Source organism: Achromobacter aloeverae, from assembly GCF_004121055.1.
GTDB lineage: Bacteria > Pseudomonadota > Gammaproteobacteria > Burkholderiales > Burkholderiaceae_B > Bordetella_C > Bordetella_C aloeverae.
Genome location: NZ_PYAL01000001.1, coordinates 1,451,027 through 1,477,337, shown reverse-complemented (window position 1 = coordinate 1,477,337; position 26,311 = coordinate 1,451,027). Strand labels below are relative to the sequence as shown.

25 protein-coding genes, 1 tRNA gene and 1 pseudogene are annotated in these 26,311 nt (G+C 66.6%); 16 read left to right on the top strand and 11 right to left on the bottom strand.

All coding sequences use genetic code 11. The features are described from left to right. The first annotated feature begins 193 nt into the window (after nt 1-193). From cysS to C7R54_RS06375, 6 genes are all read left to right on the top strand, one after another. On the top strand, nt 194-1,648 hold the full coding sequence (gene cysS, locus C7R54_RS06400) for a cysteine--tRNA ligase (protein ID WP_129149276.1): 1,455 nt from the start codon (nt 194-196) through the stop codon (nt 1,646-1,648). 23 nt (nt 1,649-1,671) lie between these two features. Further along, entirely contained in the window at nt 1,672-2,316 is a 645-nt protein-coding gene (locus C7R54_RS06395) for a DNA-3-methyladenine glycosylase family protein (RefSeq protein ID WP_129149275.1), read from the top strand. A 41-nt stretch (nt 2,317-2,357) separates the two neighbouring features. Beyond that, nucleotides 2,358-3,323, top strand: coding sequence for an acetyl-CoA carboxylase carboxyltransferase subunit alpha (locus tag C7R54_RS06390; protein ID WP_129149274.1), 966 nt, complete (start codon nt 2,358-2,360; stop codon nt 3,321-3,323). A gap of 248 nt (nt 3,324-3,571) precedes the next feature. Continuing rightward, nucleotides 3,572-4,567, top strand: a complete 996-nt coding sequence (gene tilS, locus C7R54_RS06385; RefSeq protein ID WP_377813626.1) for a tRNA lysidine(34) synthetase TilS — start codon at nt 3,572-3,574, stop codon at nt 4,565-4,567. Between the two features lie 160 nt (nt 4,568-4,727). Next, a complete protein-coding gene (locus tag C7R54_RS06380; protein ID WP_129149272.1) occupies nt 4,728-5,993 on the top strand; it encodes an aspartate kinase in 1,266 nt (421 codons plus the stop codon). Between the two features lie 104 nt (nt 5,994-6,097). After that, nucleotides 6,098-6,190: transfer RNA gene (locus C7R54_RS06375), tRNA-Ser, on the top strand. A gap of 66 nt (nt 6,191-6,256) precedes the next feature. Here the strand turns inward: C7R54_RS06375 and C7R54_RS06370 are convergent. Then, the gene (locus C7R54_RS06370; protein WP_129149271.1) at nt 6,257-7,168 is read right to left on the bottom strand and encodes a LysR family transcriptional regulator; all 912 of its coding nucleotides are present in this window, start codon (nt 7,166-7,168) and stop codon (nt 6,257-6,259) included. Between the two features lie 151 nt (nt 7,169-7,319). On the opposite strand from C7R54_RS06370, the gene C7R54_RS06365 reads away from it, so the two are divergent. Genes C7R54_RS06365 through C7R54_RS06350 form a run of 4 tightly spaced genes read left to right on the top strand, consistent with a single transcriptional unit; the run spans nt 7,320 to nt 11,313 of the window. Further along, on the top strand, nt 7,320-8,702 hold the full coding sequence (locus C7R54_RS06365; protein ID WP_129149270.1) for an MFS transporter: 1,383 nt from the start codon (nt 7,320-7,322) through the stop codon (nt 8,700-8,702). Next, nucleotides 8,668-9,159, top strand: a complete 492-nt coding sequence (locus tag C7R54_RS06360) for an ureidoglycolate lyase (protein WP_158021161.1) — start codon at nt 8,668-8,670, stop codon at nt 9,157-9,159. The genes C7R54_RS06365 and C7R54_RS06360 overlap by 35 nt, the downstream gene beginning before the upstream one ends. Continuing rightward, complete coding sequence (locus C7R54_RS06355) at nt 9,152-10,078, top strand: allantoinase PuuE (protein ID WP_129149268.1); 927 nt, start codon at nt 9,152-9,154, stop codon at nt 10,076-10,078. Before C7R54_RS06360 ends, C7R54_RS06355 begins: the two co-directional genes overlap by 8 nt. 11 nt (nt 10,079-10,089) lie before the next feature. After that, the gene (locus C7R54_RS06350; RefSeq protein ID WP_192903598.1) at nt 10,090-11,313 is read left to right on the top strand and encodes an amidase; all 1,224 of its coding nucleotides are present in this window, start codon (nt 10,090-10,092) and stop codon (nt 11,311-11,313) included. 26 nt (nt 11,314-11,339) lie between these two features. On the opposite strand, the gene C7R54_RS06345 is transcribed toward C7R54_RS06350, so the two are convergent. Beyond that, on the bottom strand, nt 11,340-12,317 hold the full coding sequence (locus C7R54_RS06345; RefSeq protein WP_129149266.1) for a Bug family tripartite tricarboxylate transporter substrate binding protein: 978 nt from the start codon (nt 12,315-12,317) through the stop codon (nt 11,340-11,342). A 223-nt stretch (nt 12,318-12,540) separates the two neighbouring features. On the opposite strand from C7R54_RS06345, the gene C7R54_RS06340 reads away from it, so the two are divergent. Continuing rightward, on the top strand, nt 12,541-13,407 hold the full coding sequence (locus C7R54_RS06340) for a GntR family transcriptional regulator (protein WP_129149265.1): 867 nt from the start codon (nt 12,541-12,543) through the stop codon (nt 13,405-13,407). 76 nt (nt 13,408-13,483) lie between these two features. Here the strand turns inward: C7R54_RS06340 and C7R54_RS29185 are convergent, their stop codons facing one another. After that, the gene (locus C7R54_RS29185; RefSeq protein ID WP_240039385.1) at nt 13,484-13,639 is read right to left on the bottom strand and encodes a hypothetical protein; all 156 of its coding nucleotides are present in this window, start codon (nt 13,637-13,639) and stop codon (nt 13,484-13,486) included. Between the two features lie 244 nt (nt 13,640-13,883). Between C7R54_RS29185 and C7R54_RS06330 the strand changes: the two genes are divergently transcribed. Continuing rightward, nucleotides 13,884-15,284 (top strand): MFS transporter, encoded by a 1,401-nt coding sequence (locus tag C7R54_RS06330; RefSeq protein WP_129149264.1) that lies wholly within the window; start codon nt 13,884-13,886, stop codon nt 15,282-15,284. Here the strand turns inward: C7R54_RS06330 and C7R54_RS06325 are convergent. Next, nucleotides 15,250-16,005, bottom strand: a complete 756-nt coding sequence (locus C7R54_RS06325) for an RNA polymerase sigma factor (protein ID WP_129149263.1) — start codon at nt 16,003-16,005, stop codon at nt 15,250-15,252. The two genes, C7R54_RS06330 and C7R54_RS06325, sit on opposite strands and share 35 nt — an antisense overlap. 59 nt (nt 16,006-16,064) lie before the next feature. Here C7R54_RS06325 and C7R54_RS06320 point away from each other — a divergent pair, with 59 nt between their 5' ends. Then, nucleotides 16,065-16,664, top strand: a complete 600-nt coding sequence (locus tag C7R54_RS06320; RefSeq protein WP_129149262.1) for an ATP-dependent Clp protease proteolytic subunit — start codon at nt 16,065-16,067, stop codon at nt 16,662-16,664. Nucleotides 16,665-16,822: 158 nt separating this feature from the next. Here the strand turns inward: C7R54_RS06320 and C7R54_RS06315 are convergent, their stop codons facing one another. From C7R54_RS06315 to C7R54_RS06305, 3 genes are all read right to left on the bottom strand, one after another. After that, nucleotides 16,823-18,211 (bottom strand): tripartite tricarboxylate transporter permease, encoded by a 1,389-nt coding sequence (locus C7R54_RS06315; RefSeq protein ID WP_129149261.1) that lies wholly within the window; start codon nt 18,209-18,211, stop codon nt 16,823-16,825. Next, the gene (locus C7R54_RS06310) at nt 18,208-18,702 is read right to left on the bottom strand and encodes a hypothetical protein (protein WP_192903597.1); all 495 of its coding nucleotides are present in this window, start codon (nt 18,700-18,702) and stop codon (nt 18,208-18,210) included. The genes C7R54_RS06315 and C7R54_RS06310 overlap by 4 nt, the downstream gene beginning before the upstream one ends. 133 nt (nt 18,703-18,835) lie before the next feature. Beyond that, on the bottom strand, nt 18,836-20,125 hold the full coding sequence (locus C7R54_RS06305) for a hydroxymethylglutaryl-CoA reductase, degradative (RefSeq protein WP_129149481.1): 1,290 nt from the start codon (nt 20,123-20,125) through the stop codon (nt 18,836-18,838). A gap of 128 nt (nt 20,126-20,253) precedes the next feature. Between C7R54_RS06305 and C7R54_RS06300 the strand changes: the two genes are divergently transcribed. Then, nucleotides 20,254-21,705: an aminotransferase-like domain-containing protein gene (locus tag C7R54_RS06300; protein ID WP_129149260.1), complete on the top strand. Its 1,452-nt coding sequence runs from the start codon at nt 20,254-20,256 to the stop codon at nt 21,703-21,705. Here the strand turns inward: C7R54_RS06300 and nadE are convergent. The 3 genes from nadE to C7R54_RS06285 are packed head-to-tail and all read right to left on the bottom strand — an operon-like array spanning nt 21,689 to nt 23,820. Beyond that, nucleotides 21,689-22,552 (bottom strand): ammonia-dependent NAD(+) synthetase, encoded by an 864-nt coding sequence (nadE, locus tag C7R54_RS06295; protein WP_129149259.1) that lies wholly within the window; start codon nt 22,550-22,552, stop codon nt 21,689-21,691. The genes C7R54_RS06300 and nadE overlap by 17 nt on opposite strands. Nucleotides 22,553-22,601: 49 nt before the next feature. After that, complete coding sequence (locus C7R54_RS06290; protein ID WP_129149258.1) at nt 22,602-22,874, bottom strand: YunC family protein; 273 nt, start codon at nt 22,872-22,874, stop codon at nt 22,602-22,604. A 16-nt stretch (nt 22,875-22,890) separates the two neighbouring features. Then, nucleotides 22,891-23,820: a DMT family transporter gene (locus tag C7R54_RS06285; RefSeq protein ID WP_204524288.1), complete on the bottom strand. Its 930-nt coding sequence runs from the start codon at nt 23,818-23,820 to the stop codon at nt 22,891-22,893. 249 nt (nt 23,821-24,069) lie between these two features. On the opposite strand from C7R54_RS06285, the gene C7R54_RS06280 reads away from it, so the two are divergent. Then, nucleotides 24,070-25,188 carry an extracellular catalytic domain type 1 short-chain-length polyhydroxyalkanoate depolymerase gene (locus tag C7R54_RS06280; protein ID WP_129149256.1) on the top strand — a complete coding sequence of 373 codons (1,119 nt, stop codon included), beginning with the start codon at nt 24,070-24,072 and terminating at the stop codon, nt 25,186-25,188. Nucleotides 25,189-25,284: 96 nt separating this feature from the next. Beyond that, nucleotides 25,285-25,749 carry a YaiI/YqxD family protein gene (locus C7R54_RS06275; RefSeq protein WP_129149255.1) on the top strand — a complete coding sequence of 155 codons (465 nt, stop codon included), beginning with the start codon at nt 25,285-25,287 and terminating at the stop codon, nt 25,747-25,749. 176 nt (nt 25,750-25,925) lie between these two features. Here C7R54_RS06275 and C7R54_RS06270 read toward each other — a convergent pair. Beyond that, nucleotides 25,926-26,297, bottom strand: a pseudogene (locus C7R54_RS06270) (hypothetical protein); the annotation flags it as partial. Nucleotides 26,298-26,311: the final 14 nt, after the last annotated feature.

Sequence of the window (26,311 nt, the reverse complement as noted above, 5' to 3'; positions counted from 1 at the left end):
CCGGGCCGCTTGCTATACTTGACGACCGCCATTTTAGCCTCGGTTGCGTTTCGAGTCCCCCGGGCCCCGTTTCCGAGTGCCCTGGACCGTCCGCCGCCCCGGCTGCCTGGCGCTGTCGCGGATCCGTCCTGCCCCTGCCGGCGGATGCGTAACCCGCCGCGGTCATGATCCTCGGACGTTAACTCCTGAACCTATGCTGCAGATCTACAACACGTTATCGCGTACGAAAGCGCCCTTCAAGCCGGCCGAGCCGGGTCGGGTGCGCATGTACGTCTGCGGCATGACGGTGTACGACTATTGCCACCTGGGACACGCCCGCATGCTGGTCGGTTTCGACGTGGTGCAGCGCTGGCTGCGCGCCAGCGGCTACACGGTCGACTACGTCCGTAACATCACCGACATCGACGACAAGATCATTCGCCGCGCGGTCGAGAGCGGCCGCCGCATCGGCGAGGTCACCGAGTTCTACATCGACGCCATGCACGCCGACGAACGCGCGCTGGGCGTGCAGACGCCCGACCACGAGCCGCGCGCCACGCAGTACGTGGCGGAAATGCTGGACATCATCGGCCGCCTGGAAGAAAAAGGCCTGGCCTACCAGGCCGACGACGGCGACGTGAACTACGCGGTGCGCGGTTTCGAGGGCTACGGCAAGCTGTCCGGCAAGTCGCTCGACGACCTGCGCGCCGGCGAGCGCGTGGCGGTGGATACGGCCAAGCGCGATCCCCTGGACTTCGTGCTGTGGAAATCGGCCAAGGCCGAGGAGCCGCCGGAGACCAAGTGGGAATCGGCCTATGGCCTGGGCCGGCCGGGTTGGCATATCGAGTGCTCGGCCATGAGCAAGAGCCTGCTGGGCCTGCCCCTGGACATCCATGGCGGCGGCCCGGACCTGAAATTTCCGCACCACGAGAACGAAATCGCCCAGACCGAAGGCGCTTTCGGCGGCGTGCTGGCCAATGTGTGGATGCATTGCGGCCCGTTGATGGTCGATGCCGACAAGATGTCGAAGTCGCTCGGCAACTTCCGCACCATCCGCCAGACCATAGCCAGCGGCGAGCCGGACGCGGCCGCGGCGGACTATGCGGTCAATCCGCGCGAGGCGGAGATGCTGCGCTTTTTCATCGTGCGCAACCACTATCGCAGCCCGCAGAACTACGCGCCGGACAACCTGCTGGACGCGCAGAACGCGCTCGACCGCCTGTACCAGACGCTGGCCAATGTGCCCGCCGACGACCAGGGCGTGGACTGGAGCGAAGCCCAGGCGCAGGCCTTCAAGGCCGCGATGGATGACGATTTCAATACGTCGGGCGCGATGGCCGCGCTGTTCCAGCTGGCCGGCGACGCCAATCGCAGCGGCAGCGCCCGCACGGCCGGGCAATTGAAGGCGCTGGGCGGTTTGCTGGGCCTCTTGCAGCAGGACCCGCAAAGCTATCTGCGTGCGCCGACGCGCTACAAGGCCGGCGCCGTCGACGCCGCGCGGGACGATGCCCTGGACGATGCGGCCATCGAGGCGCGCATCGAAGCGCGCGCCGCCGCCAAGCGCGACAGGAATTTCGGCGAGGCCGACCGCATCCGCGCCGAATTGCGCGAACACGGCATCGAACTGGAAGACAAACCGGGCGGCCAGACCAACTGGCGCCGCGTTTGAGGCGTGTCCAAGGAAACCGCGCCATGTCTCCCGCCGAAACTCCCGTCGCCAAGCCCCATTATTGGGAAGACGCCGTCAGCCACTTGCTGCGGCGCGACCGCATCCTCAAGAAGCTGATCCCGCAGCACCCGGAGGTCTGGCTGACCTCGCGCAGCACGCCCTTCGTGACGCTGGCGCGCGCCATCATCGGCCAGCAGGTGTCGGCGCGGGCGGCCGACACGGCCTGGCAGCGCCTGCTGGAAGCGGCGGGCGCGCGGCCTTCGCCGGCGGCGGTGCTGCGCCTGGGCGCGGACGGGCTGCGCGCCGCCGGCATCGCGCAGCGCAAGGCGGATTACCTGCACGACCTCGCCACGCACTTCAGCGATCGCAAGGTGCATCCCGACCGGTGGTCCAAGATGGACGACGAGGCCGTCGTCAACGAGCTCGTCGGCATCCGGGGCATCAGCCGCTGGACCGCCGAGATGTTCCTCATTTTCAATCTCCAGCGTCCGGACGTCCTGCCGCTGGACGACCCGGGGTTGCTCAAGGCAATCTCGCTACACTACTTCAGCGGCGAACCCGTCTCGCGTTTCGAAGCGCGCGAGGTTTCGCTGGCCTGGCAACCCTGGCGTACCGTGGCAACCTGGTACTTGTGGCACAGCCTTGAACCGGTTCCGGTTCAATACTGACCGCAGGCATCCCAGGGCTCACCAACAGGATCCCCATCTTCATGCGCAATACCTTCCTGGACTTTGAACAGCCGCTGGCTGAGCTTGACAACAAGATCGAGCAACTCCGCTTTGTGCAGGCTGATTCGGCGGTGGACATCTCCGACGAAATCAATCGGCTGCAACAAAAGAGCCAGACGCTGGCCAAGGAAATCTACGGCAAGCTGACGCCCTGGCAGACCGCCCTCGTGGCGCGTCATCCGCAGCGTCCCTACACGATGGACTACGTGCGGGAAATCTTCACCGATTTCCACGAGCTGCACGGCGACCGCATGTTCGCGGACGACCAGTCCATCGTCGGCGGGCTGGCCCGTTTCAACGGCACCGCCTGCATGGTCATCGGCCACCAGAAAGGACGCGACACCAAGGAGCGCGCCATGCGCAACTTCGGCATGCCGCGTCCCGAGGGCTACCGCAAGGCCCTGCGGCTGATGCGCCTGGCCGAAAAATTCGATATCCCCGTCTTTACCTTCGTCGACACCCCGGGCGCCTATCCCGGCATCGGCGCGGAAGAGCGCGGCCAGTCCGAGGCCATCGGGCACAACCTGTATGCCATGGCCGAACTGCGGGTGCCCATCATCGCCACCGTGATCGGCGAGGGCGGGTCGGGCGGCGCGCTGGCCATCGCCGTCGCCAACGCGGTGCTGATGCTGCAATACGCCACCTATTCGGTGATTTCTCCCGAGGGTTGCGCGTCCATCCTGTGGCGCAGCGCCGACAAGGCGCCCGAGGCCGCCGAGGCGCTGGGCATCACCGCGCCGCGCCTGAAGGAACTGGGCCTGATCGATCGGGTGGTCAATGAACCGGTCGGCGGCGCGCATCGCGACCCGCGCGTCATGGCGCGCCTGCTGCGCCGCGCGCTGGGCGACACCCTGCGCCAATTGTCCACGCTGTCGGCCGACGAACTGGTCGAGCAGCGTTTGCAGCGCGTGGCCGGCTATGGCCGCGTGCAGGAAGTGCGCGCCTGATCAGGCGCGCGCCGGCCGGAGCCCAGTCCATGACCGGCGGCGGTGACGGCAGGGCGCGCGAGGGCGGCGCCGGCCGCCCGGCGGCAGGGGCGGGCGTCGGCCAGGCCGACAAGGCTGCTGGGGCCGACAAGGCTGCTGGGCCCGCCAAGGCTGCCGGGGCCGACAAGGCCCATAGTCCTGGCGCGGCGCTTGCCGCAGCGGGCGCCGTGCCTGGTGCGGATCCGGATGATCCTGTATTGACGCCGCCCCTGCGGCGCGCGCTGTCGGCCTTGCGAGCAGCCGGCCACGAGCGCGCCGGCCTGGCGGTCAGCGGGGGCGCCGATTCGGCCATGCTGGCGGTATATGCCACGGCCCTGGCCGCGCCGCTGGGGCTCACGTTCTTCATCTATCACGTTCATCACGGATTGTTCGTCGAGGCGGATGCCTGGGCGGACCGCGTGCGCGCGCTCGGCGTCGCGCTGGGCCTGCCCGTGCGCGAGCTGCGCGTGCGGGTCGCGGCCGACAGCGGCGCCGGCATCGAGGGCGCGGCGCGCGTAGCCCGCTATGCCGCCCTGGCCGACGCCGCGCGCGCGGACGGCGTGCGGCACGTGCTGCTGGCTCATCATCAGGACGACCAGGCCGAAACGGTGCTGTTGCGCCTGCTGCGGGGCGCCGGTCCGGAAGGGCTGGTCGCCATGGCGCCGGCCGCCGACCGGGACGGCATCACCTACTTGCGTCCCTGGCTGGGCGTGCCGCGCGCCCGCATCCTGGCGGCCGCCGCCGCGTACGCCCAAGCCAGCGGTTGGACGGCCGTGCAGGATCCTTCCAATGCTGATGAACGCTATACCCGCGCCGCCGTGCGCACCCTGCTGACGCCCGTGCTCGACACCCGCTGGCCCGGCTGGCAGGCCATCGTCGCCCGCCATGCCCGCCAGGCCGCCGAAAGCGCCGAAATCCTGGCCGAGGTGGCCGCCGCCGACCTGGCCGGGCTGGACCCGTCAGCAGGCGCGCGGGATTTCTCCCTCGCCGCCTGGCGGGCGTTGTCGCCGGCCAGGCAGGCGCATGTCCTGCGGCACTGGCTGCGCCTGCATGGCGCTCGCATGCCCAGCGATGCCCGCCTGGCGGAGTTGCTGCGGCAATTGCGCCAGCTGCACGCCATGGGCCATGACAGGCAGTTGCTGTGGGAGCACGCGGCGCATTGCGTGCGCTGCGTGCGGGGAAGGGTGTCGATCGAAGCGCGCGCGCCGGGCGCTTTGTCGTCGTGAGCCGGGCGTGGCCCAGCGGTGGCCGCATTGTGGCGTTCCGCGGCAATTTGACGGCTGGATTTCGCTTTTTCGAGCGATTTCCAGCACTTTTTCGCCAACACGTTAGAATATCAGGCTTTGCCTGCCAGCTAGTTCCGGCATTTTCCAGCCAGAGTACGAGATGTCCCTGATCGTTCACAAATATGGCGGTACCTCGATGGGCTCGGTCGAGCGCATCAAGAACGTGGCGCGCCGCGTCGCGAAGTGGCACGCCGCCGGCCACAAAGTTGTCGTCGTGCCTTCGGCCATGGCCGGCGAAACCAATCGCCTGCTGGGCCTCGCGCGCGAGATTACGCCGCAGCCCGACGGCCGCGAACTGGACATGATCGCCGCGACTGGCGAGCAGGCGTCCAGCGGCCTGCTGGCCATCGCGCTGCAGGCCGAAGGCGTGCAGGCGCGCAGCTATGCCGGCTGGCAGGTTCCGGTGCGCACCGACAGCGCCTATACCAAGGCGCGCATTTCCTCCATCGATGACACTCGCATCCGCGCCGACCTGGATGCGGGCCGCGTGGTCATCGTGACGGGTTTCCAGGGCGTCGATGACGACGGCCATATCACCACCCTGGGTCGTGGCGGGTCGGACACTTCGGCGGTGGCCGTGGCGGCCGCCATCAAGGCCGACGAGTGCCTGATCTACACCGACGTGGACGGCGTCTACACCACCGATCCGCGCGTGGTGCCCGAAGCGCGCCGCATGCCGGTCGTTTCCTTCGAGGAAATGCTGGAGATGGCCTCGCTGGGCTCCAAGGTCCTGCAGATTCGCTCGGTCGAATTCGCCGGCAAGTACCGTGTGCCGACCCGTGTGCTGTCCTCGCTGACCGACCCCCTGATTCCGCTCGACGAGGAAATGCGCTCGGGCACGCTGATTACTTTTGAGGAAGACGAAAAAATGGAAGCCGCCGTTGTCTCCGGCATCGCCTTCAGCCGCGACGAAGCCAAGATCACCCTGTTGGGCGTGCCGGATACCCCCGGCGTCGCCTTCTCCATCCTGGGCCCTGTCGCCGCCGCCAACATCGACGTCGACATGATCGTGCAGAACCAGTCCGTGGCGGGCACCACCGACTTCTCGTTCACGGTCAACCGCAATGAATTCGCCCGCGCTGTGGAAACGCTCAAGCGCGACGTGGTTCCCGCTGTGAAGGCCAAGGAACTGGTCACCGACGAGAAGGTCGCCAAGGTTTCCATCGTCGGCATCGGCATGCGTTCGCACGTGGGCGTCGCCAGCCTGATGTTCCAGACGCTTTCGCAGGAAAACATCAATATCCAGATGATCAGCACCAGCGAGATCAAGACCTCGGTGATCATCGAGGACAAGTACATGGAACTGGCCGTGCGCGCCCTGCACAAGGCCTTCGGCCTGGACCAGGCGCCCGCCGCGAAGGTGTGATCCAAAGTAAGTACGGCGATCCAGGCCCGGCGGGGCGCCCGCGCCGCGATTCATGCAAATGACGCAGCGGGCCTGAAATCCGTGCTAGAATCGCAAACTCTTCTGGAGACGTGCCCGAGAGGCTGAAGGGGCTCCCCTGCTAAGGGAGTATGTGGCTAAAAACTGCATCCAGGGTTCGAATCCCTGCGTCTCCGCCAGATGCTGTGAAAATCAACCACCTTCGGGTGGTTGATTTTTTTTTGCCGCGGCGCCGACAAGACAGCTCACCGACCTTTCGCCTTGCCGGATCCAGCCATGCCCGCCTTGATCTCCTCGATCAGCGCCCGGGTCAGGCGCGATCGAGGACGGTCCTTGGGAAATATCGCCCAGACATTCACGGGTATGCGCGGGCGAAACGGAACGACCTTGACGGCGCGCGCCTGCGCGAGCGTGGCCGCGGAATACGAGTCCACCAGCGTCACGCCGGCGCCTGCCTTCGCCAGCAGGCAGGCCGTCTCGGAGTAGCGGACTTCGATGCTGGGGGCGTAGCGGGCGCCGGCGCTGTCGAACGCCGTCCGTATCGGCGCGCTAAGACGGGCCGAGTTCTCCAGGGCGATGAAGGGGAAGGGGCTGATGTCCTTGGGCGACAGTGACTTTCTCTCGGCCAGCGGGTGCCCGGCCGGCAACACGCACACCACCTCGGCCTCGTCCATCAATACCATCTCCAGGTTTCCGCTAAGCGCGGGCTCCAATGCCACCGCCATCCCGAAGTCCGCCGCCATGGCTTCGGTGCTCTCGATGACGTGATGGGAATCGACGACATCGCACACCACCTTCACCTTCGGCCGCGCGGCGACGAATCTCGCGATCGCGGCCGGCAGGATGGTATGCCCCAGCTGCGGCGTGGCGACCACCCGTACGCGGCCCGCGCGATTCTCCTTCAGGTCTTCCGCCACCCCGGCTAGCCTGTCGGCGAACAAGAACATCGACTCCGATTCCTTGAACAGCATGCGCGCCTCTTCCCGGGCGACCAGACGGTTCCCCATACGATCGAACAGCTCGAAGCCCAGCTCGTCCTCCAGCTGGCGTATGGCGTTGCTTACCGTCGGCTGCGAGATGTTGAGGTGGCGGGCGGCCCCGATGGTGCTCTGCGCATTCATTACCGCGCGGAAGATTCCGAAGAGTCGCAAGTTCATGTATAGCCAAATTGAATAGACGATGGGTAAATTTTAATAATTGACTATTGTATGCGCGTCTTTAGAATTTCCCCATCACATTGCCGTGATCTCAACCGGCAGCTACACGAGCCGGCCATCTAATCGCGTTCAAAAATACAAGGGGAACGCTATGGACACCTCCGCCACCGCCCCGGACGGCGTGGACGCCGTGTTGCTGCGTAAATTGATGTGGAGGGTCATTCCCTTCCTGATGGTGCTGTACTTCGTGGCCTTTCTCGACCGCGTCAACATTTCGTTTGCCTCGCTGCAGATGAATGCGGACCTGGGCATTTCCAGCATCGCCTACGGGATCGGGGCCAGCGTATTCTTCGTCGGCTATTTCTTCTTCGAAGTGCCCAGCAACCTGATCCTGGCCAAGGTGGGCGCCCGCTTGTGGATTGCCCGCATCATGATTACCTGGGGCATCATTTCCCTGGGCATGGCCTTCGTCACCGGCGAGCGCAGCTTCTACGTCCTGCGCTTTCTGCTGGGCGCCTCCGAGGCGGGCTTCTTTCCAGGCATCATGGTCTACATCAGCCGCTGGTTCCCCGCGCGATACCGGGGCCGCGTCACGGGCATCTTCATGGTAGCCATACCGCTATCCGGCCTTATCGGCAGCCCCATCTCCGGCGTCATCCTGGAAGGGATGAACGGTGTCGGGGGTATGCGCGGCTGGCAGTGGATGTTCATCATCGAAGCCTTGCCCGCCATCGTGCTGGGCCTCGCATGCCTGCGCCTGCTCGCCGACTCGCCCGCGCAAGTGAACTGGTTGACCGCCGGGGAAAAGCGCGTGCTGGAACGCATGGCCGAGCAGGAAGAGAAGGCCATCACGGGACACAATCACTACCGCCTTGCGGATGCGTTCACCAATCCTGGCATCCTGCTCATGGCGGGCACCTTGTTCTGCATCGTCTTCGGCACGACGGGCATCGCCTTTTTCCTGCCGCAGATCATCAAGAGTTTCGGCTACAGCGATTCGGTGGTGGGCTGGCTCAGCGCCATACCCTATCTTTTCGGCGCGGCCGCAATGGTGCTATGGGGACGTCGCTCGGACATCAAGCGCGAGCGCGCCGTGCACCTGATGGGTTCGCTGGCTTTCGCCGCGCTGGGTTTCGTTGCGCTGGCATTCACGCTGGATATTCACATGCTGGCGCTGCTGGCCCTGATCGTGGCCGCGATGGGGGTCTATGCCTCCAATGTCGTCCTGTGGAGCTTGCCGACGTCGCTGCTGACGGGGGCAACCGCCGCCGCCGCGGTCGCGTTCATCAATTCGCTCGCGAACCTGTCCGGCGTGGTCGCGCCGACCTTGCTGGGATGGAGCCGCCAGGTCACCGGCGGATTCGCCCAGATCGGCTTCATCTTCGCCGGCTTCATGTGCCTGGGCGTGGTGCTCATGCTCTTCTTCCGGCTGACGCCGCTCTTCAGGTCTAACTCGGTGGTCCAGCAACATGGAGCCACGCAACAACACGGAGACGAGGATGTACAAGCAGTTGGCCGCGGAAGCACTTACTAGCAGCGGGTTCGCGCAGTTTGGCGAAGTGCTGGAGAACAGGGGCGAAACCCGCCGGCGCGATTTCTCCTTGCAGTTCGCCTGCGCCAATAATCCGCGGTTATGGGTCAACCGGATCGACGCCTGTTCCCCGGATGGTGTATTGGTCGGGGAAATGGAGCGTCATCCGAACTCCGCGCAAACCTTCGTTCCCATGCGCGCGGGGCGCTGCCTGGTCGTCGTGGCCATGTCGGACGAGCGTGGCAACCTGGACGGAGCGTCCGTACGCGCCTTCATCACCGATGGGGCGCAGGGGGTGACGTATCGTCCCAATGTATGGCACTACAGTTTCACCTCCATCGACGGACCCAACGAGGTCGTGGTGATCATGGGACATTCAGGCCAGCAGACTGATACGGTGTTGCGGACGGTGAGCGAGCCTGTCCGCGTTTCCTGGCCGGGGAGCAAGGACGATGACTGATTTGAATAACCCCTCCTGCGCGCACCTGCGACGCGACTTCGTCGGCTATGGCGCCACGCCGCCGGACCCTCAATGGCCCGGCAAGGCCCGCGTGGCGTTGAACATCGTCGTCAATTACGAAGAAGGGTCGGAGCTGTCCTTCGAAGACGGTGACGGCAAGACCGAGACCGGCTTGACGGAGGGCGGCGCGGGCGGGTTCGACGGGCGCGACCTGGCATCCGAATCGATGTACGAATACGGCAGTCGCGTCGGCATCTGGCGCGTGCTGCGGATCTTGCGCGAACGAGGCATGACCGCGACGGTCTTCGCCACGGCGTTGGCGCTGGAACGCAATCCCGCCGTCGCCCAGGCGATCCGGGAAGCGGGCTATGACGTGTGCAGCCATGGCCGCCGCTGGGTGCGCGCCCAGGACTTCACGGAAGAGAAGGAAAGGGAGGAGATCGCGGCCGCTTACGAGTCCATCACCCGCAGCATGGGCACGCCGCCGACAGGGTGGTACTGCCGCTATGCGCCGACGGTCAACACGCGACGCCTGCTGGTCGAGCATGGCGGGTTCGCGTACGACTCGGACGCCTATAACGACGAGCTTCCCTATTGGACGACGGTACAGGGCAAGAGCCATCTGGTGGTTCCCTATAGTCTTGCGAACAATGACGGCAAGTTCAGCCGGGGCGCCATGGCCACCGCTGACGACTTCATGACTTACCTCAAGGACAGTTTCGACATGCTGTACGAAGAGGGCAGGACGACGCCCAAGATGATGTCGGTGGGCTTGCATCTGCGGCTGGTCGGCCATCCCGGGCGCGCGATCGGGTTGGCGCGATTTCTTGACTACGTCGCAACGAAGCGGGAAGTATGGATCTGCCGCCGGGCGGACATCGTCGATCACTGGAAGAAGCATTTCCCCGCGCCGCGTTGAGCCCCCTTCCGATGACGAACGCTTTTTATCCACAGCGCACTGACGCCGGCCGCCGCATCTCGGACGCCATCCAGGCGATGCATGACCGCGACCACGATCTGCGGTCGTTTGCCTGGCGGCTTCCCCGTGTTTCGGTTATCCCGGAGGATATCGGTCCGGAAGGCCCGCTCGCCGGCCTGGCCTTCGGCGTAAAGGATGTCATCGATGTCGCGGGCATGCCGACGCGCGCGGGCAGTCTCGCGCTGCCGGATGCGCCCAAGCCATTCGACGCGGCCTGCGTCGCGCAGTTGCGCCGGGCAGGCGCCTTTCCCATCGGCAAGACCGTTACGGCGGAGTTCGCGTTCACCACGCCGGGTCCCACACGCAATCCCCATGGACGCGAGCACACGCCTGGAGGGTCATCGAGCGGATCGGCCGCCGCCGTCGCGGCGGGCATCGTGGACATGGCGCTCGGAACGCAGACAGGCGGTTCCATCATCCGCCCGGCCGCATTCTGTGGCGTTGTCGGATTCAAGCCGACATTCGGCCGCGTGCATCGCGGCGGCATGCAGGTTCTGTGCGACTCCCTGGATACCATCGGCTGGTTTACCCGCACTATCGCGCAATCGCGGGCCATCGCGGCGGTGTTGACGCCTTCCCCTGCGCTGGCGGGCAAGGGCGCGTCTCCTCGATTCGCCTTGTTGGAATGCGCGTCTCTTGGCGCCCTCAGCGTCCCGGCCCAGGATGCCCTGCGTCTATGCGTGCAGCATCTGCGTGACCTGGGTGCGCACCTTTGCACGCCCGCTCTCGATACCGAGATCGACCAGCTCACGGCGCTGCACGCCATCATCATGCGCTATGAGCTGTCCCGAGGCCTGTTGCCCATTCTCGCGTCGGCGCAGGCCAAAGTCGGCCAGGCGGCGCGTGACGCCATGGGCCAAGGGCTGGCCATCGATCATGGGCGGTACGTGAACGCGCAACGCCAGCGCGCCGAAATCTCCGCGCGATGGCTGGACCGCTTTGCCGATGTCGACTTCATCGTCGCGCCCAGTGCGCCCGGCGAGGCGCCGAAGGGCCTGGCGAGCACGGGATCGTCCATCTTCAACCGCTTGTGGTCCCTGCTGGGTTGGCCTTGCGTGCATTTGCCTACAGGCACCGGCGAACATGGGCTGCCCGTGGGCGTACAGTGGATAGGGAAACCTGATACCGATGCGACGCTGCTGCACTGGGCCGATTTGCTCCATCGCGGCGGTTGAGTTCCCGGCAGGGGGCATTCCCCCCTTCAATCGACAGTCACCTTGGCGCTGCGCACCACCGCCTGCCAGCGCTCCGATTCTTTCGCGATGAACGCCGCGAAATCCCGCGGGCTGCCCTGGGCCGGCACGGAACCCAGTTGCGCCAGGCGTTCGCGCGTCGCCGGTTCGTCCAGGATCTGGTTCAGCTGTCCGTTCAGGTAGGCGACGATGGGCGCCGGGACGCCGGCGGGGGCCATCAGGCCATACCAGACCGGTGCGTCGAAGGCGGGATAGCCGGCCTGCGCGAAGGTCGGCACGTCGGGCAGGCCTGACAGCCGCTGCGGTCCAGTCACCGCCAGGGCGCGCACCTTGCCGCCGGCGGCCTGCGGCAATGCCGATGGCGCGGTGTCGAAGATGGCTTGGATCTGGCCGCCCATCAGGTCCACCATGGCGGGGCCGCTGCCTTTGTAGGGCACGTGCGTCATCCGCAGCCCGGCCACGGTCGAGAACAACTGGCCGGCGAGATGAACCGAAGTGCCGGTCCCGCCGGAGCCATAGTTGACCTGGCCGGCATGGGCCTTCGCGTAGTCGACAAAGTCCTTGACGCTCTTCATCCCGCTGGCCGCGCTGACGAGCAGTACGGTGGGCGATGTGGCGATTTGCCCGATAGGCGCGAAGTCCTTGGCCACGTTGTAGCGCAGCGCGGGGTAGATGTAGGGGTTGATGGACAGCGTCACCTGGCCGAACAGCAGTGTGTAGCCATCGGCGGGCGCGCGCGCCACGTACTCGTTGCCGATGTTGGTGCCGGCGCCGGGACGGTTGTCGACGATGACGTTCGCCCCCGTGCGGGCGTTCAGGCGTGTAGCGATGTAGCGGGCGATGTTGTCGCTGCCGCCGCCCGGCGCAAAGGGCACGACCAGCGTGACGGGGCGCGCGGGATAGCCGGCGGGACCGTCGCCGGCTTGCGCGGGTGCTGCAATACCCAGCGCGGCGGCCAGGACCGCCCCCAAGAACAGGGAACGCATCGTTGTCTCCTCGTGCCGGCGCTGGCGGGTCTGCAGCCTGCCTTGCCGCCGCGTATCAGTTGGCGTTTTCAGTCGGCATCCATGATGCTGTGCTGGAGGTGTGGTATTTCAGTTTTACAAAGTACCATTCGGCAGGATGGCGGCGCAAGCCCGGGAAATACCCCGAGACCGCGCGTGACGGGCTGCGATACCATGCGGATGCCATCACATTTTTTCCCGGCGCATGTCCCAGACGCTTCAATCCCAGCTCGCGGCGGATATCCTCCTGCGCATCAATGCGCAGGCGCTGCCTGTTGGCGCCCGCTTGTCGGAGCGCAGCCTTGCCGAGGCCTTGCGTGTCTCGCGATCGCCGGTGCGCACGGCGCTGCGCCAGCTCGCCGACCGCGCCTTGATCGATCCGCATCCGGAAGGGGGCTACGTCGTCGGCAAGGCGGCGCTGAAGATCAAGCCCGCCGAAGTGATGGGTGGGGCGCCCGACGAAGCGGTTTATCTACGGATCGCGCAAGAGCGGCTGGATGGCCTGTTGCCCAGCCGGGTGTCGGAAAACGAGTTGATGCGGCGCTACGGCGTGACGCGCGGCCAATTGGGCGACATCCTGAGGCGGATATCGAATGAAGGCTGGATCGAGCGCCTGCCCGGCCATGGGTGGGAATTCAGCGAGGCCATGACGTCGCCCGCCGCCTACGCGCAGGCATATCGCTACCGGGTGCTGGTCGAGCCCGCCTGCATTCTGGAACCCGGCTTCAAGGTCGACGCTGTCCGCCTGCGCCAGTGCCGCCTGGAGCAGGAAGCCTTGATCAAGGGGGAGATCGACACCGTATCGCCGGCCCAGATCTTCGACGCCAACACGCGCCTGCACGAGACCATAGCAAGCTGCTCCGGCAATGCCTTCATCCTGGACTCGCTGCGCCGGATCAATCGCGTGCGGCGCCTGATGGAGTACCGCAAGGCGGTGGACCGCAAGCAGGCCCTGCGCCGCTGCGAAGAGCACCTGGTGTTGATCGACTTGCTGCTGGCCAACAAGCTGGCGCGCGCATCCGAAATGATGGAGAAGCATCTCAAGTCCGCCTCGCGCGAGAAGCAGTCCTGATGGACGCACGGTTCTCCTAGAGAACTTGGCCCCTATCGTGAGTGCGTCGCTTGCTAGGCTTGGGCGCTGTTCCGCCCTAGGCGTGAGCCTGCACGTCCTGGACTTGCAGGCTCACGCCCAGGCGCTTGGTGATCGCGCCGAAAATGGCGGCCAGGTTATCCATGCTGGGGTTGCCATCCCGGGACAGCATCCGGTGCAGGCTCTTGCTGGGACGTTCCGTCTCCTGGGCCAACTGCTCGAAACCGACTGTCGCGTTGACCAGGTCTCACAGGATCAAACGCGCGGTTTCGGGTTCTCCATTGAGAAACAACGTCGCGGCTTCATCCAGCAAGGCCTTGGCGAACGTAGGGTCGCCGGATTGCGCGCTATCAAATCCGGTTCTTCGATCCTTTTGGATTTGACGCCGACCCATGATAAGGAGTAACTATCGGCAAGCACCCGCCAGCCGGCGCATCTAATCTCAGCCCAAAAAGACAATGACCAGGAAAAGCGCGCAGACCCCCCTGTTATGGATAGTCGCCGGCGGTTTCTTCATGCAGACGCTGGACACGACGATCGTGAATACCGCGCTGCCGGCCATGGCCGCGGACCTGGGCGTCACGGCCCTCGCGCTCAAGCCCGTGGTCGTGGCCTACATGATCACCATGGCGATGATCATGCCGGCGTCGGGCTGGCTGGCCGACCGCTACGGCAGCCGCAATGTGTACTTCACCACCGTCCTGGCCTTCGTCCTCGGTTCCCTGCTGTGCGCTTTTTCCCATACGCCCACCCAGCTGGTCATGGCGCGCGTGCTGCAAGGCGCGGGGGCATCCATGCTGCTGCCCATCGGACGCCTGACCGTGCTGCGCAGCGTGTCCCCCAAGGAGTTCATTTCGGCGGCGGCGTTCATGGCCATAGGCGGGCAGATCGGTCCGGTATTCGGGCCGGTCCTGGGCGGCGTCTTTGTCCAGACGCTCAGCTGGCACTGGATCTTCCTCATCAACGTGCCGGTCGGGTTGATCGGCATGTGCGCCGTCCTTCGGTACATGCCGTCGCAAAAGCAGGAAGGCACGCCGCGCTTCGACTTCATCGGCTGCATGCTGTTGGCCGCCTGCCTGGTGGCGTTCTCGCTCGCCCTGGACGTGCCGGCGGCCGACCACCAGGCTGCCTGGGCCATGGGCTTGCTCGTCCTGAGCGGCCTCTCGGCCTTGGGGTACTACCTGCACGCGCGCCGTCGCGCCCATCCCTTGTTTCCCCTTAGCCTGTTCCGCGAAACGAACTACACGGTGGGCATCGCCGGCAACCTGGTCTGCCGCATCGGCGCGGCGGCGGTGCCTTTCCTGCTGCCGTTGATGATGCAACTGGGCATGGGCTATTCGCCGCTGCACTCCGGCTTGATGCTGGTTCCCGTCGCCATCGCGGGCGCCGTCTCGAAATCCTGGGTGTCGCCCCTGATCATGCGTTTCGGCTACGAGCGCTTCCTGATCGCCAATACGCTTTTCGTAGGGTTCTGGATCATATCCTTCGCCCTGTTTTCCCCGGAATGGCCACTGTGGCTGCAGATCATCCAGCTGGCTGCGTTCGGCCTGGGCAATTCCATGCAATATTCGGCAATGAACAGCGTCACCTTGACCTCGCTGAGTCCGCAGCAGGCGGGGCCCGGCAACAGCCTTTTCTCGATGTTCCAGATGGTGGCGATGGGCCTGGGGGTGACGGTGGGCGGTGCGCTGGTGACGTTGATCGCCGGGCCGGCGCGGCACCTGGTGCCGGCCTTCACCTGGTCCTTCGTGTGCGTGGGCCTGATTACCTGGATCTCGGCGCTGGTGTGGCGGCGCCTGGACAACAATCGCCTGGACCAGGTGATCAAGCAGGCACGCACGGCATCCAAGGCGGCGTGACGCGTGACAGGCCGGGCGTCGGCTCGCCGGCGTCCGCGCGAGCGGCGGGAAGCGCATTGGCCAGCGCGGCCATGGCTTGCGGCGTACTGGCGCGCAGCACGGCGATGAGGCCGCCGGGATCGCGCTGGGCCAGCGCCTGGCGGCAGAGGGCGTAAAGGTATACCGCGTCTTCGTCCGGGTCCGCGGCGGCGGCATCGGGATCGCGCCGGCGATGGAGGGGCGGCGCCGCCCGCAGGCGCCGCAGCAGCCGGTGCAGATGCTGGCGCGAGGCTTCCTCGCTGCGCCCCGCCAAGGCGGCCAGCTCGGCGTGGCTGAACTCGAACATTTCGTAGAGCAGCAGCGCGGCCGCATCGCCGGGCGCCAGGGTGCGGCTCAAATGCGCCAGGGCCGCGTCGACGCGTTCCGCCTGGTCGGCCTGCTGCGGCGGCTGGTCGTCTTGCAGCGTGTGCACGGCGTCGTCACCGGCCTGCGCAAGGATGGCCAGGTACCGTTCCTGGCGCCGGCGGTAGTCGATGCAAAGATGGCGCAGCACCGTCACCAGCCAGGCTTCGCGACCTGATGCGGTCGCGGGAAGCCCGCCCGCGGCCGTGCGCAGGTAGACGTCGTGGACCAGGTCTTCCGCCTCGTCGGCCTGGGGCAGCCATCGCCGCGCCAATGCGATCAGGCGTCGCCGCAGGGCGGCATCTTCGGCCAGGGGATGGAGGGGAGAGGGGGCTGTCACGTTTCTACGGGCTCGTTCGTCTAGCTGGGGGAACTTAACACGAACAGGAGCCGCCTCCCATGCATGCCGACGAACAGGACCATTCTTCCCCCGCCACGCCGGGGCAAAACAACGATTTTCTGGAGGAGAAATCCTTCCGCACCCGGACCGTGCTGTTGTTCGGTCCCATCACCGATGCCTCGGCGTCCGAAACGGTACGCCGCCTGCTGACCCTGGACGCGGCCTCCAGCGCCGCCATCAACCTGATCGTGTCGTCGCCCGGCGGCCACCTGGAGTCGGGCGACGCCATACACGATGTGGTCCGCTTCATCTCCGCGCCGGTCAACATGATAGGCACGGGCTGGGTCGGCAGCGCGGCCACGCATCTCTACCTGGGCGCGGCCCGCGAACGCCGCTTCTGCCTGCCGCAAACCCGTTTCCTGATCCACCAGCCCAGCGGCGGCGCCGGCGGCCCGGCCAGCGACATCGCCATCCAGGCGCGCGAGATCGTCAAGGCGCGCGAGCGCATCGCCCGTGTCATCGCGCGCGAAAGCGGGCAGCCGTTGGACCGGGTGCTGGCGGACATCGAGCGCGATCATTGGATGCCGGCCGAGGATGCCGTTGCCTATGGCCTGGTGTCGCGCATCATAGAGCGGCGCGCCGAACTGGATGAAGGCTGACCCAGCCCGCGCCGGCCCGTCGCAGTACCACGCCGTCGCGGCTTGCTTGCCGTAACAAGGCGGGATCGGTATCGGTACCGGCATGGGCAGGCGCGGCGCTGTTCATCGGCGCTGTTCATCGTCGTTGTTCATCGGCGCTGTTCATCGGATAAAGGCCGTCAAGCAATCAGCTTGACCAGCGCCGGCACCGTCAGCACGGCGGTGTAGTACCCCATGAACTGCACGCCCGTGTTGAACGCGAAGACCCGCGACAGCAGCCCGCCCATCAGGCCCATGGTCAGGATCACCAGCAGGCCCAGCAGCTGTCCTTCCCACACGCTGATCACCACGATCAGGCCGACGAAGGTGGCGATGATGGCCTCGTGGCTGACTTTGCGGGATACGAACAGCGCCGCGCGGCGTGCGTAGTTCATGGCGAAGGGATAGGAGACCAGGGCGGCGATGATGACGGCCAGCATGCCGTAGCCCAGGAATTCCCAATGGTTCATCAGGTTGTGCAGGTTATGCGTCTGCCCCGATGCGCTGTCCACGGTGAAGCGCGGCGGCGCATTGAAGAGCGGCGCCGCCGGCCCGGCCGCGACCGGGCTCAGGGGCAAGCCGAAAGCGATCAGGGGAATCAGCGCTTCGGCGATATACGTGGCTTCCGTGACGCCGTTACGCGCGCTCAGCACGGTCGTCAGGCGGTGATAGGCATGCCGCACGCGCGCGCCCACCATTTCTCCCATCACCACCGTCATTGCCACCGGGCTGAACACGAAGGTCGCGCTGGAGATCGCCGCGGTCGCCAAGGTCCAGCGGGCCTGGGTGCGGTCCAGGACCTTGAAGGGATTGGGAAAGTAGCCCGACCAGCCCTTCACATCGGGCGCCAGGGAGAGGGTGCGGACCTTGTCGCGCGCCATCTTCGTACGGCCTTGGGGCGACAGGACGGCGAACAGGTCGGCGACGAGCGGACCGATGGCGATGCCGAGAAAGTAGCTGACGCTCAGCTTGACGCCGTAGCGCGCGGTCAGGCTCTGGAGCGCGACGATCACCACGACGAAGGGAACCAGCAAGGCGACGGACGCCCAGCGTCCGGCGGAGAAATAGGCGATCAATACGGCCGCCGCCAGGAATATCCACGGCGCGGATCGCGTGATCGCCGGACCGAAGGGGGCGAGCAGCACGGCGAAAAGGACAGCCAGGGGAACGGCGACAAAGGCGGCGATGATGGCCCCGGAAATCATCTTGCGCAGTGCGATGTGCGGCACGCCCAGCTTGCGCAGCAGATTGGCGTCCTGCAGCAGCGGCATGGCCATGGTGTCGCCGGGAATGCCCAATAGCGCCGTGGGCACCGAGTGGGTCATGTGCTTGGCGACCGCGCCCGCCAGGAAGAAAGTGAACACGCCGGCAGGCGGCACGCCCAACAAGGCCACGAGCAGGGTCAGCGGCGCGATGGTAGTCGTCTCGTCGGTGCCGGAGATCAACCCGATGGCGGCGAAGACGACCGCGCCAATGAGCCCCATCGCGGCGGCGACCAGGATCTGGTTCAACAACACTGGGTCGCTCATGCCAACGCCTCCCGTGCCTGGGCGAGACGCGGGCCATCCGCAACGGGTTGCTCGTCGAACAGCTCATACAGGCCAAGTTCGCGAAGCTCTTGCCGAGCGGCCGGGGGCAGGTCGGCCAGCGTGCCGAGCCCGCCGGCTTCGTTCGCCAGCTCGGCCAGGACTTCTTCCCGCCACACAGGATCGGCGAGAGACGTGTCCTCGACGACTTCGCGCTTGGGCGGGAACATGCGCGCGCAGATCACGCCCGCGATGACGCTGCCCGCCAGGCCGGCCAGCATGGCGTAGGCGTGGGCCAGTTCCGCGGAGGACGCCACATCGCGCAGCCAACGCCCCGCCGCGAAGAAGGCGGCGACGCTGACGATGATGCCGATGGCGATGGCCCAGGCCAGGTGGCGCAGGTCGACGGTGTCGCTCCAAACTTCCGCGAGCCGCCGTGCGGGCTCGCGGTCCGGCACGGCGCGGTGTCCGGTTGGGGTGGGGGCTATGCTCATGGTCTTCTTTCCTCCTCCAGTTGCGGCCGGTTAATGGATCGATCCACATACTGGGCAGATCCACGCACCGGCCGTCGTTGTTTTACTGTCATGCTCAGCGCGGACTTCGCCTGACCCTCACCCGCCGCGCATCCTACGCCTGCTCGCGCAGCGCCTTCAACAGGGCCAGCGCGCGATCGGTCCGCACGTCCTTTTCTTCAGCCATGCGCCGCGCGATGGCGTCCACTTCCGCGCCGGTGGCGCCCGCCGTCAGCGCGATGTTGCGCGCATGCAGCGCCATGTGCCCGCGCTGTATGCCTTCCGTCGCCAGCGCGCGCAAAGCGCCCAGGTTCTGGGCCAGGCCGACGGCCACCGCGATCTCTCCCAGTTCCTGCGCGGAGCGCACGCCCATGATCTTCAAGGCCACGCGCGCCAGGGGATGGGTCTTGGTGGCGCCCCCGACCAGGCCCATCGCCATGGGCATTTCAATGGACCCTACCAGCGCGCCGGACGCGTCTTTTTCCCAGGCGGTGAGCGAGGTGTAGCGCCCGCCGCGTGCCGCATAGGCGTGGGCCCCGGCCTCGATCGCGCGCCAGTCGTTGCCGGTGGCGACGACGACCGGATCGATGCCGTTCATGATGCCCTTGTTGTGCGTGGCGGCACGGTAGGGATCGACGGCGGCGAAGGCCCAGGCGTCGAGGATGCCTTCGATGATCTCCGCGCCGCTGCGTTCGCGCGTGGCGAGCGCTTCCGGCGTAAGCCGTACCCGTGCGCGGGCCAGCCGCAGGTCCGCCAGGTTGGACAGGATGCGCAGGCGTACCGACCCACCGGTGATTTCCTCGATCAATGGCGCCACGGCCTCCGCCATGGTGTTGACCGTGTTGGCGCCCATGGCGTCGCGCACGTCCACGATCAGGTGCACCACCGCCATCGGGCCGCGCGGCGTCTCCGCGAAGATATGCACCTCGATATCGCGGCAGCCGCCGCCCAGTTCGACCAGGATCTTGTCGCGGCTATTGGCCAGCGTGCGGATGCGGTCCTTTTGCCGCAACAGGGCCAGGCGCGCGCCCTGCGGATCGGTCAAGCCCAGGATCTGTATCTGGGCGCGCATGACGGGCTCGGTGCTGGATGTCTCGAAGCCGCCGCAGTCGCGCGCCAGCTTGGCCATATAGGATGCGGCGGCGACGACCGACGGTTCTTCGACGGCCATGGGCACCAGCACATCGCGGCCGTTCACCTGGAAATTCGCCGCGACGCCCATCGGCAACTCGAAGGTGCCGATGACGTTCTCGATCATGCCGTCGGCGCGGTCCAGGGCCAGTGCGCCCGGGCGGGCCAGGGCCTGCCTTTCGTCGTCGTTCAGCTCGACGGCGCGCACGATGGCCTCCAGCCGTTCGGACGGGGGCAGGGCGCGGAAATTGGAAAGGCGCGAATCGACCACGATGAAATGCTCCATATGAGAATCAACGGGTCGATCCTAGGTAAACTGTACCGCCATTGACAGGTACAGTTTGGACGAACAGTACCATCGCACTGCACCAATTTTGAAGGGCGCCATCGCGGACAGCGGGTATGGAAGACATCAGGAAAACGCCGCGCGGGACGCGCGGGGCGCCCATCGCGGAGGGCCTGGCCCGGCTGATCGGGCAGCAGATCGCCGACGGCGTCTACCGCGCGGGCGACAAGTTGCCGTCGCTGCGCGAGGTGGCGCAGTTGCACCGCTATGCCAAGAACACCGTGGTGGTGGCCTTCGAAATGCTGGTGGCGCAGGGCCTGGTCGAGCCGCGACGCGGTTCGGGCTTCTACGTGGTGGATCGTCACTACGCGCGCAAGGCGGCGGACGAAGAGCCGGGGCAGTTGAGCCGTGCCATGGATATCGTGTGGCTGATGCGCGAGCAGTTGAAGACGCAGCCCGACGCGGTGGCGGTCGGCGACGGCTTTCCGCCGGTGGAATGGCTGGCCGATATGCGCATGGACCGCTATCACCAGAAGGTCGTGCGCACGGGCTTGGGCAGCCTGTTCCGTTATGGCAGCCGCTTCGGCTATGCGCCCCTGCGCGAAAGCCTGGTTCGCAAGCTGGGCGACATCGGCGTGAACGCATCGGCATCCCAGCTGGTACTGACCCACGGCGCGAACGAAGCCATGGACGTGGTGATCCGCTACTTCGTTCCGCCCGGCGCGGCCGTGCTGGTGGACGATCCGGGCTACTACCCGCTGTTCGGCAAGCTCAAGCTGGCCGGCGCGCGCATGCTGGGCATCCCCCGCCTGCCCGACGGGCCGGACCTCGCGGTGCTGGAACACGCGTTGATTCGTGACAAGCCCAGGCTCTTCTTCACGCAATCGCTGGCGCACAACCCCACGGGGTCGGATATCTCGGCCGCCAAGGCCTATCGCGTGCTGCAGTTATGCCAGGCCCATGGCGTGATGGTCGTGGAGAACGATCCGCTCGCTGACTTCAAGCCGACCTCGGCAGTGCGCCTGGCGGCCCTGGATCAATTGGCGGGCACCATCTATATCGGCAGTTTTTCCAAGTCGTTCTCGGCCGCGCTTCGGGTGGGATTCATCGCCTGCGATACCGCGTTGGCGAGCGACCTGGCCGACCTGAAGTCGCTCGTGCATGTGAGCAGCTCCGAGTATTGCGAGCGCATGGTCGACGTGATGCTGCGGGAAGGCCACTATGAGCGCCACCTGTTCCGTTTGCGCCGGCGGCTGGAAGCGGCAACCGCGCAGGCCTTGCAGGTGCTGGACGATCTGGGGGCGGAAGTCTTCGCGCGGCCGGCGAGTTCGCTCTATCTGTGGCCGGCGTTTCCGGGCATCGAGGATACGGTCGCCTTGGCGCACGCGTTGATGCCGGAAAAAATCCTGCTCGCTCCCGGCCGGGTATTCAGCGTCGACGTCGACAAGGTGTCGCGCTGGTCGCGTTGCAATGTCGGTGCGCTGGTGGATGAGCGCTTCGGCCGGGCCCTGCGTGCCCGGCTGCCGGGCAGCGGTGGCGGTGGTGGCGGTGTCAGGTCGTCTGCATAGGCGTCGGCGCGGGCGCGGCGGCGGGGTTGCGTTTGTGCTGGGTGGCGTCGTATTGGCGCAGCAGGACCTCCGCCACCTGGTCCGGTACGGATAGACCTTCCAGGAAAGCATCGATCTGCGTATAGGTGACGCCGAAGGCGTCCTCGTCGGGGCGCAGCGGGCGCAGGGTTTCCAGGTCGGCCGTGGGGACCTTCATGACGAGGTCCTGGGGAGCGCCCAAGGCGTCGCCCAGGGCGCGTACCCGGCGCTTGGTCAGCCCGTTCAAGGGCACCACGTCGGCGGCGCCGTCGCCATGCTTGGTGAAAAAGCCCATCAGCGCCTCGGCCGCATGGTCGGTGCCGACGACCAGGCCGTTGCGCGCGCCGGCGATGGCGTACTGGGCGATCATGCGTTGGCGAGCCTTGATGTTGCCGGTGACGAAATCCTCGGCCGCCGCATCGGCATAGGCGAGTCCGGCGGCGACCAGCGCGGCGTGTTGCGCATCGACAGCCGGCTTGATGTCGACCGTCATGCGCTGGTCCGCGGCGACGAAGTCCATGGCGCGGCTGGCGTCCTGTTCGTCCTTCTGGCTGCCATAAGGCAGCCGCACCGCGATGAAGGCGCATGCATATCCCTCGGACCGCAAGCGTTCCACCGCCAACTGGGTCAGGCGTCCCGCCACCAGCGAGTCCACGCCGCCGCTGATGCCCAGCACATAGCTGGTCTTGTTGGCGGCGCGCAGGTAGTTGGCGAGGAAGGCGACCCGGTGCGCGATCTCGCGGTCGGCGTCGAACGCCGCGGCGACGCCCAAGGCGCGGGAAATGGCGGTCTGGCGGTCGGAAGGGCCGGAGGTGGGGGGTGTCGTCATCGAGGGTCCTTTCATGCCTGGCAGGGAAGGGAGTGGGGACGTGTGTTGTTCAGCGTAGCTTATTCAACGCCGATTCGCCCGTTTCGCCGATCACGATGCCCAGCTGTGCGGCCTTGTCCGACACGGCCTGGACCTTGGCGGTCAGCAGGTCGTCCAGCGTGTCGACCTTCGCCATGATGGCGCAGGCGTCGCCGATCCGGTTGCACGCTTCCATGCTGATGTAGCCGCAGCTGATGAAACCCTTGGGCGCCCGCATGATGAGCAAGGGCCGGGTCAATTGAAAATGCAGGGCGTCGTTGTCGTGCGAGGGTGTGGATGCCATGGTTGTCCTTCGGGGATTAGCGGGTATGGGGTTGAGACCGGGTTTGGCGGCGTGCCGGCGCCGCTGCGCGGGGGGCGACCCCCACGTTCGAGCAGACCAGGCCGGCCGCGATGGCGGCGATGCCGACGGCATGCCAAGTATGCAGCTGTTCGTGCAGCACCAGGGCCGATAACACGACGCCGAATACGGGAATCAGGTGGATGCTCAGGCCGGCGCGCGCGGGACCGAAGTGTTGCACGGCCCGCATGTAGAGCAGGTAGGCGCCCACCGACGGGAACAGGCCCACATAGACCAGGGCCACGCCGCTGGCGAGGGTCCATGTGCTGCGCGCGCCTGCCGCATGCTCGGCCAGCCAGAAGGGCAGCAGCACGATGATGGCGATGGCGATCTGCGCGGCCGTCAGGCCCAGGCGATCCAGTTCCGCCGGCAACTGCCGCAACCATAGCGTGTAGAACGCGAAGCAGACCATCGCCACCAGCAGGATGCCGTCGCCGGGCACCAGCGACACCTGCCGCCAGTGCGTCCACTGGCCCTGCAGCACCAGCGTCAGCACGCCCGCGAAGGACAATGCCAGGCCCACGGCCTGGCCGGCGGACAGGCCTTGCCGGTAGAACAACGCACCCGCCAGCACGATGAGCAGGGGAATCAGGGAATTGAGCAGCAGCCCATTGCTGGCGGTGGTGGTATGCAGGCCGACGTACACCAGCGAGCTGAACGCCGCCACGCCCGTCACGGCGGTGCCCAGGATCAGCCAGCGGTGCGCCAGGTAGCACCGCGCATCCCGGCGCAGGCCGCGCCAGGCGAAAGGCAGCAGGCACGCCAGCGCGATCAGCCACCGGCCGAGGGCGAGCGTCATCGGCGTGATGGCGTCGCGCATCGCCCGGCCCGCGATGAAATTACCCGCCCAGAACAACGACGGCAGGAGCAGGGCGGCCCATGGGAGCATGCGCGCGGTCAGGGATGTCTCGGGTTTTGGCATGGCGGTCGGGAAGGGGGGAATCCGCTATTGTCGCCCGGGCGCGCTTCGCCCCGCAGCGTGCCCTTCGAACCCTGTCTTGCGAGCGGTCCTCGCGCGCTACCACCCGTCCCCGTCGGGGCAATCCGCGGGAAGAGTGACATCTTGTGAGTCGCGGTTGCTGCATTGCAGCAAATTCGATTTAATGGGCTGGTCCAATATGCTGCCGGCAGGTCGATCGTGACGCGAAACAAATCCTCCGTGCTCTTCTTCTCCGCCGTTCGCAAGATGGCGCGCTGGCAGCGCACGGCATGGCGCCTGGCGCCGCACGCGCTGTTCAAGGACCTGATGACGCCATCATCGGAACGCCCGGCGGCAGCCGGCAAGGTCGCGCGCAAGCGCCCGCCGGCGGGCAGGCCGCCGCGGGATGCCGGGCCGGATGAGGCCGATGCCGCTCCCTTCGCGGGGACGTGGAAGGCGCGCGTGTACCGGACGCCTCCCACGCCGGGCGCATGGCCGGTGCGCCTGTCCTATTTCGTCTATGCGCCGCCGGGGCTGCGCAAGGGTTGCCCCGTGTTGGTCATGCTGCACGGATGCGAGCAGACCGCCAGGGATTTCGCGGTGGGTACGCGCATGCATCGCATCGCGGACCGCGAGGGCGTGTTGCTGGTCTATCCGCAGCAATCTCGACGTGGACAGCAGAACCGCTGCTGGCATTGGTACCAACCGGATGCGGCGCATGGCTACGCCGAAGCGGACGCCATCGCGGGCATCGCGGCCGCGGCGGCGACGGATAGCCAGGCGGACCCTTCCCGCATCTACATTGCCGGCCTGTCCGCCGGCGCCAGCATGGCGGCGCTGGTGGCCTTGCGGCATCCGGACCTGTTCGCCGCCCTGGGCATGCATTCGGGCGCCGCCTTGGGAAGCGCGCGCAACGCCGGGCAAGGCTTGCGAGTGATGCGTCATGGCGTGGACGCGGCCCCGGAGCAGGCCATGGCGGCCCTGGTGGCCGAGCGGGCGGGGTTCCCCGGCATGCCCGCCATCATCGTGCAGGGCGAGGACGATACGGTGGTCGACAAGCGCAACGGGTGGCAGCTGTTCGAGCAACTGGCGTGGGCCAACGGCATGGACGTCGACGACAGCGCCGTGGCCCAGGAAAAATCCGCCGGCAATGCGCGCCACCACAGGCGCACGGATGCGCCCACGCGGCGCGGACCCGTCGTCAGCGTGTGCACCGTGCCTGGGCTGGGCCATGCCTGGAGCGGGGGCGATGGCCGCGTGCGCTTCCATGCGCGGCAGGGGCCCAATGCGTCCTTGCTCATGTGGCGGTTCTTCAAGGGACGCAGGCGCGCAGGGTAGCCGCCGGAGGAACCCGCCGGAGATGGCGTGTATTAGGCGTCGACAGGCATGTGGGCGGTAATATCCGGGTTCTCTTCTTCTGTTGGAATGCACGCCATGCAGGTGCTGGTGGACGCGGACGCCTGTCCGGGCGTCGTCAAGGAAATGCTGTTTCGCGCCGCGCGCCGCGTCGAGATATGCGTCACGCTGGTGGCGAACCAGTACTTGCGCACGCCGCCGTCGCCTTATATCAAGGCGGTGCAGGTGCCGGCCGGATTCGACGTCGCGGACGCCCGCATCATCGAGATGGCGGCGCCGGGGGACCTCGTCATCACCGCCGATATTCCACTGGCCGCCGCCGCCATCGAGAAGAACGCCCACGTGCTGGACCCGCGCGGCAACTGGTTCACCCGTGAAAACATCCAGGAACGCCTGACGATGCGGGATGTGATGGATCAACTGCGCAGCGCGGGCGTCGAGACAGGCGGTCCTTCCTCATACTCGCAGCAGGACAGCCGGGCGTTCGCCGGGCAGCTGGACCGGTTCCTCGCCCGGCATGCCAAGCCGTCCGGCGCTGGTTGAGAAGCGCGGCAGGCTGCGTCGCGCGCTCATCGCCGTCCGCGCGGCCTGGCTCCTTTTCCGCGCTTGCCGGTAAAGGGGTCCAATGCCTGGCTCCGATCGTCATCGGGATCTTTCGGCAGTCGGTCCGCTGTGCGCGCGCCCCGCGTGGCGGCCGCGCCCTTGCCGCTTGGCGCCTTGGGAAGCACCGAGCGTCCGCCGCGCCGCTTCGGCCTGGGTTCGACGCCTATCCGTTCGTCGCGCGCGAGTGCCAGCGACGCCGCCTGGCGGGCGGTGTGCTCGAAGTCCGGGTCATTTTCCGGGATGTATAGCCATTTTCCCAGCACCGGGTGCTGGCGCAGGGCCGGCAGGTCCGCCATGAGCGACGCATGATGATCTTGCGAGGTGCAGACCAGCAGGCCGTTCCAGGGTTCGTCGCGGTCGCTGGCGACCAGGCACAGCAACCCATCGAGATAGGCGGCCAGGGCGCCGAACATGGACTTGGGCAGGTAGGTTTCCTCGCCGTCGAAGACGTCGAAGACCCAGGCGAGCGAATTGGAGGCCGGTGGCATGTGGGCTTTTTCCC

Bases quoted from the DNA above. Each gene is read 5' to 3' on its own strand.
- C7R54_RS06330 (WP_129149264.1), top strand. From the start codon at position 13,884: ATGACCAGGAAAAGCGCGCAGACCCCCCTGTTATGGATAGTCGCCGGC.
- C7R54_RS06390 (WP_129149274.1), top strand. From the start codon at position 2,358: ATGCGCAATACCTTCCTGGACTTTGAACAGCCGCTGGCTGAGCTTGAC.
- C7R54_RS06345 (WP_129149266.1), bottom strand. From the start codon at position 12,317: ATGCGTTCCCTGTTCTTGGGGGCGGTCCTGGCCGCCGCGCTGGGTATT.
- C7R54_RS06370 (WP_129149271.1), bottom strand. From the start codon at position 7,168: ATGAACTTGCGACTCTTCGGAATCTTCCGCGCGGTAATGAATGCGCAG.
- C7R54_RS06360 (WP_158021161.1), top strand. From the start codon at position 8,668: ATGTACAAGCAGTTGGCCGCGGAAGCACTTACTAGCAGCGGGTTCGCG.
- C7R54_RS06275 (WP_129149255.1), top strand. From the start codon at position 25,285: ATGCAGGTGCTGGTGGACGCGGACGCCTGTCCGGGCGTCGTCAAGGAA.
- C7R54_RS06380 (WP_129149272.1), top strand. From the start codon at position 4,728: ATGTCCCTGATCGTTCACAAATATGGCGGTACCTCGATGGGCTCGGTC.
- C7R54_RS06315 (WP_129149261.1), bottom strand. From the start codon at position 18,211: ATGAGCGACCCAGTGTTGTTGAACCAGATCCTGGTCGCCGCCGCGATG.
- C7R54_RS06290 (WP_129149258.1), bottom strand. From the start codon at position 22,874: ATGGCATCCACACCCTCGCACGACAACGACGCCCTGCATTTTCAATTG.
- C7R54_RS06355 (WP_129149268.1), top strand. From the start codon at position 9,152: ATGACTGATTTGAATAACCCCTCCTGCGCGCACCTGCGACGCGACTTC.
- C7R54_RS06340 (WP_129149265.1), top strand. From the start codon at position 12,541: ATGTCCCAGACGCTTCAATCCCAGCTCGCGGCGGATATCCTCCTGCGC.
- nadE (WP_129149259.1), bottom strand. From the start codon at position 22,552: ATGACGACACCCCCCACCTCCGGCCCTTCCGACCGCCAGACCGCCATT.
- cysS (WP_129149276.1), top strand. From the start codon at position 194: ATGCTGCAGATCTACAACACGTTATCGCGTACGAAAGCGCCCTTCAAG.
- C7R54_RS06350 (WP_192903598.1), top strand. From the start codon at position 10,090: ATGACGAACGCTTTTTATCCACAGCGCACTGACGCCGGCCGCCGCATC.
- C7R54_RS06285 (WP_204524288.1), bottom strand. From the start codon at position 23,820: ATGCTCCCATGGGCCGCCCTGCTCCTGCCGTCGTTGTTCTGGGCGGGT.
- C7R54_RS06300 (WP_129149260.1), top strand. From the start codon at position 20,254: ATGGAAGACATCAGGAAAACGCCGCGCGGGACGCGCGGGGCGCCCATC.
- C7R54_RS06320 (WP_129149262.1), top strand. From the start codon at position 16,065: ATGCATGCCGACGAACAGGACCATTCTTCCCCCGCCACGCCGGGGCAA.
- C7R54_RS06395 (WP_129149275.1), top strand. From the start codon at position 1,672: ATGTCTCCCGCCGAAACTCCCGTCGCCAAGCCCCATTATTGGGAAGAC.
- C7R54_RS06365 (WP_129149270.1), top strand. From the start codon at position 7,320: ATGGACACCTCCGCCACCGCCCCGGACGGCGTGGACGCCGTGTTGCTG.
- C7R54_RS06310 (WP_192903597.1), bottom strand. From the start codon at position 18,702: ATGAGCATAGCCCCCACCCCAACCGGACACCGCGCCGTGCCGGACCGC.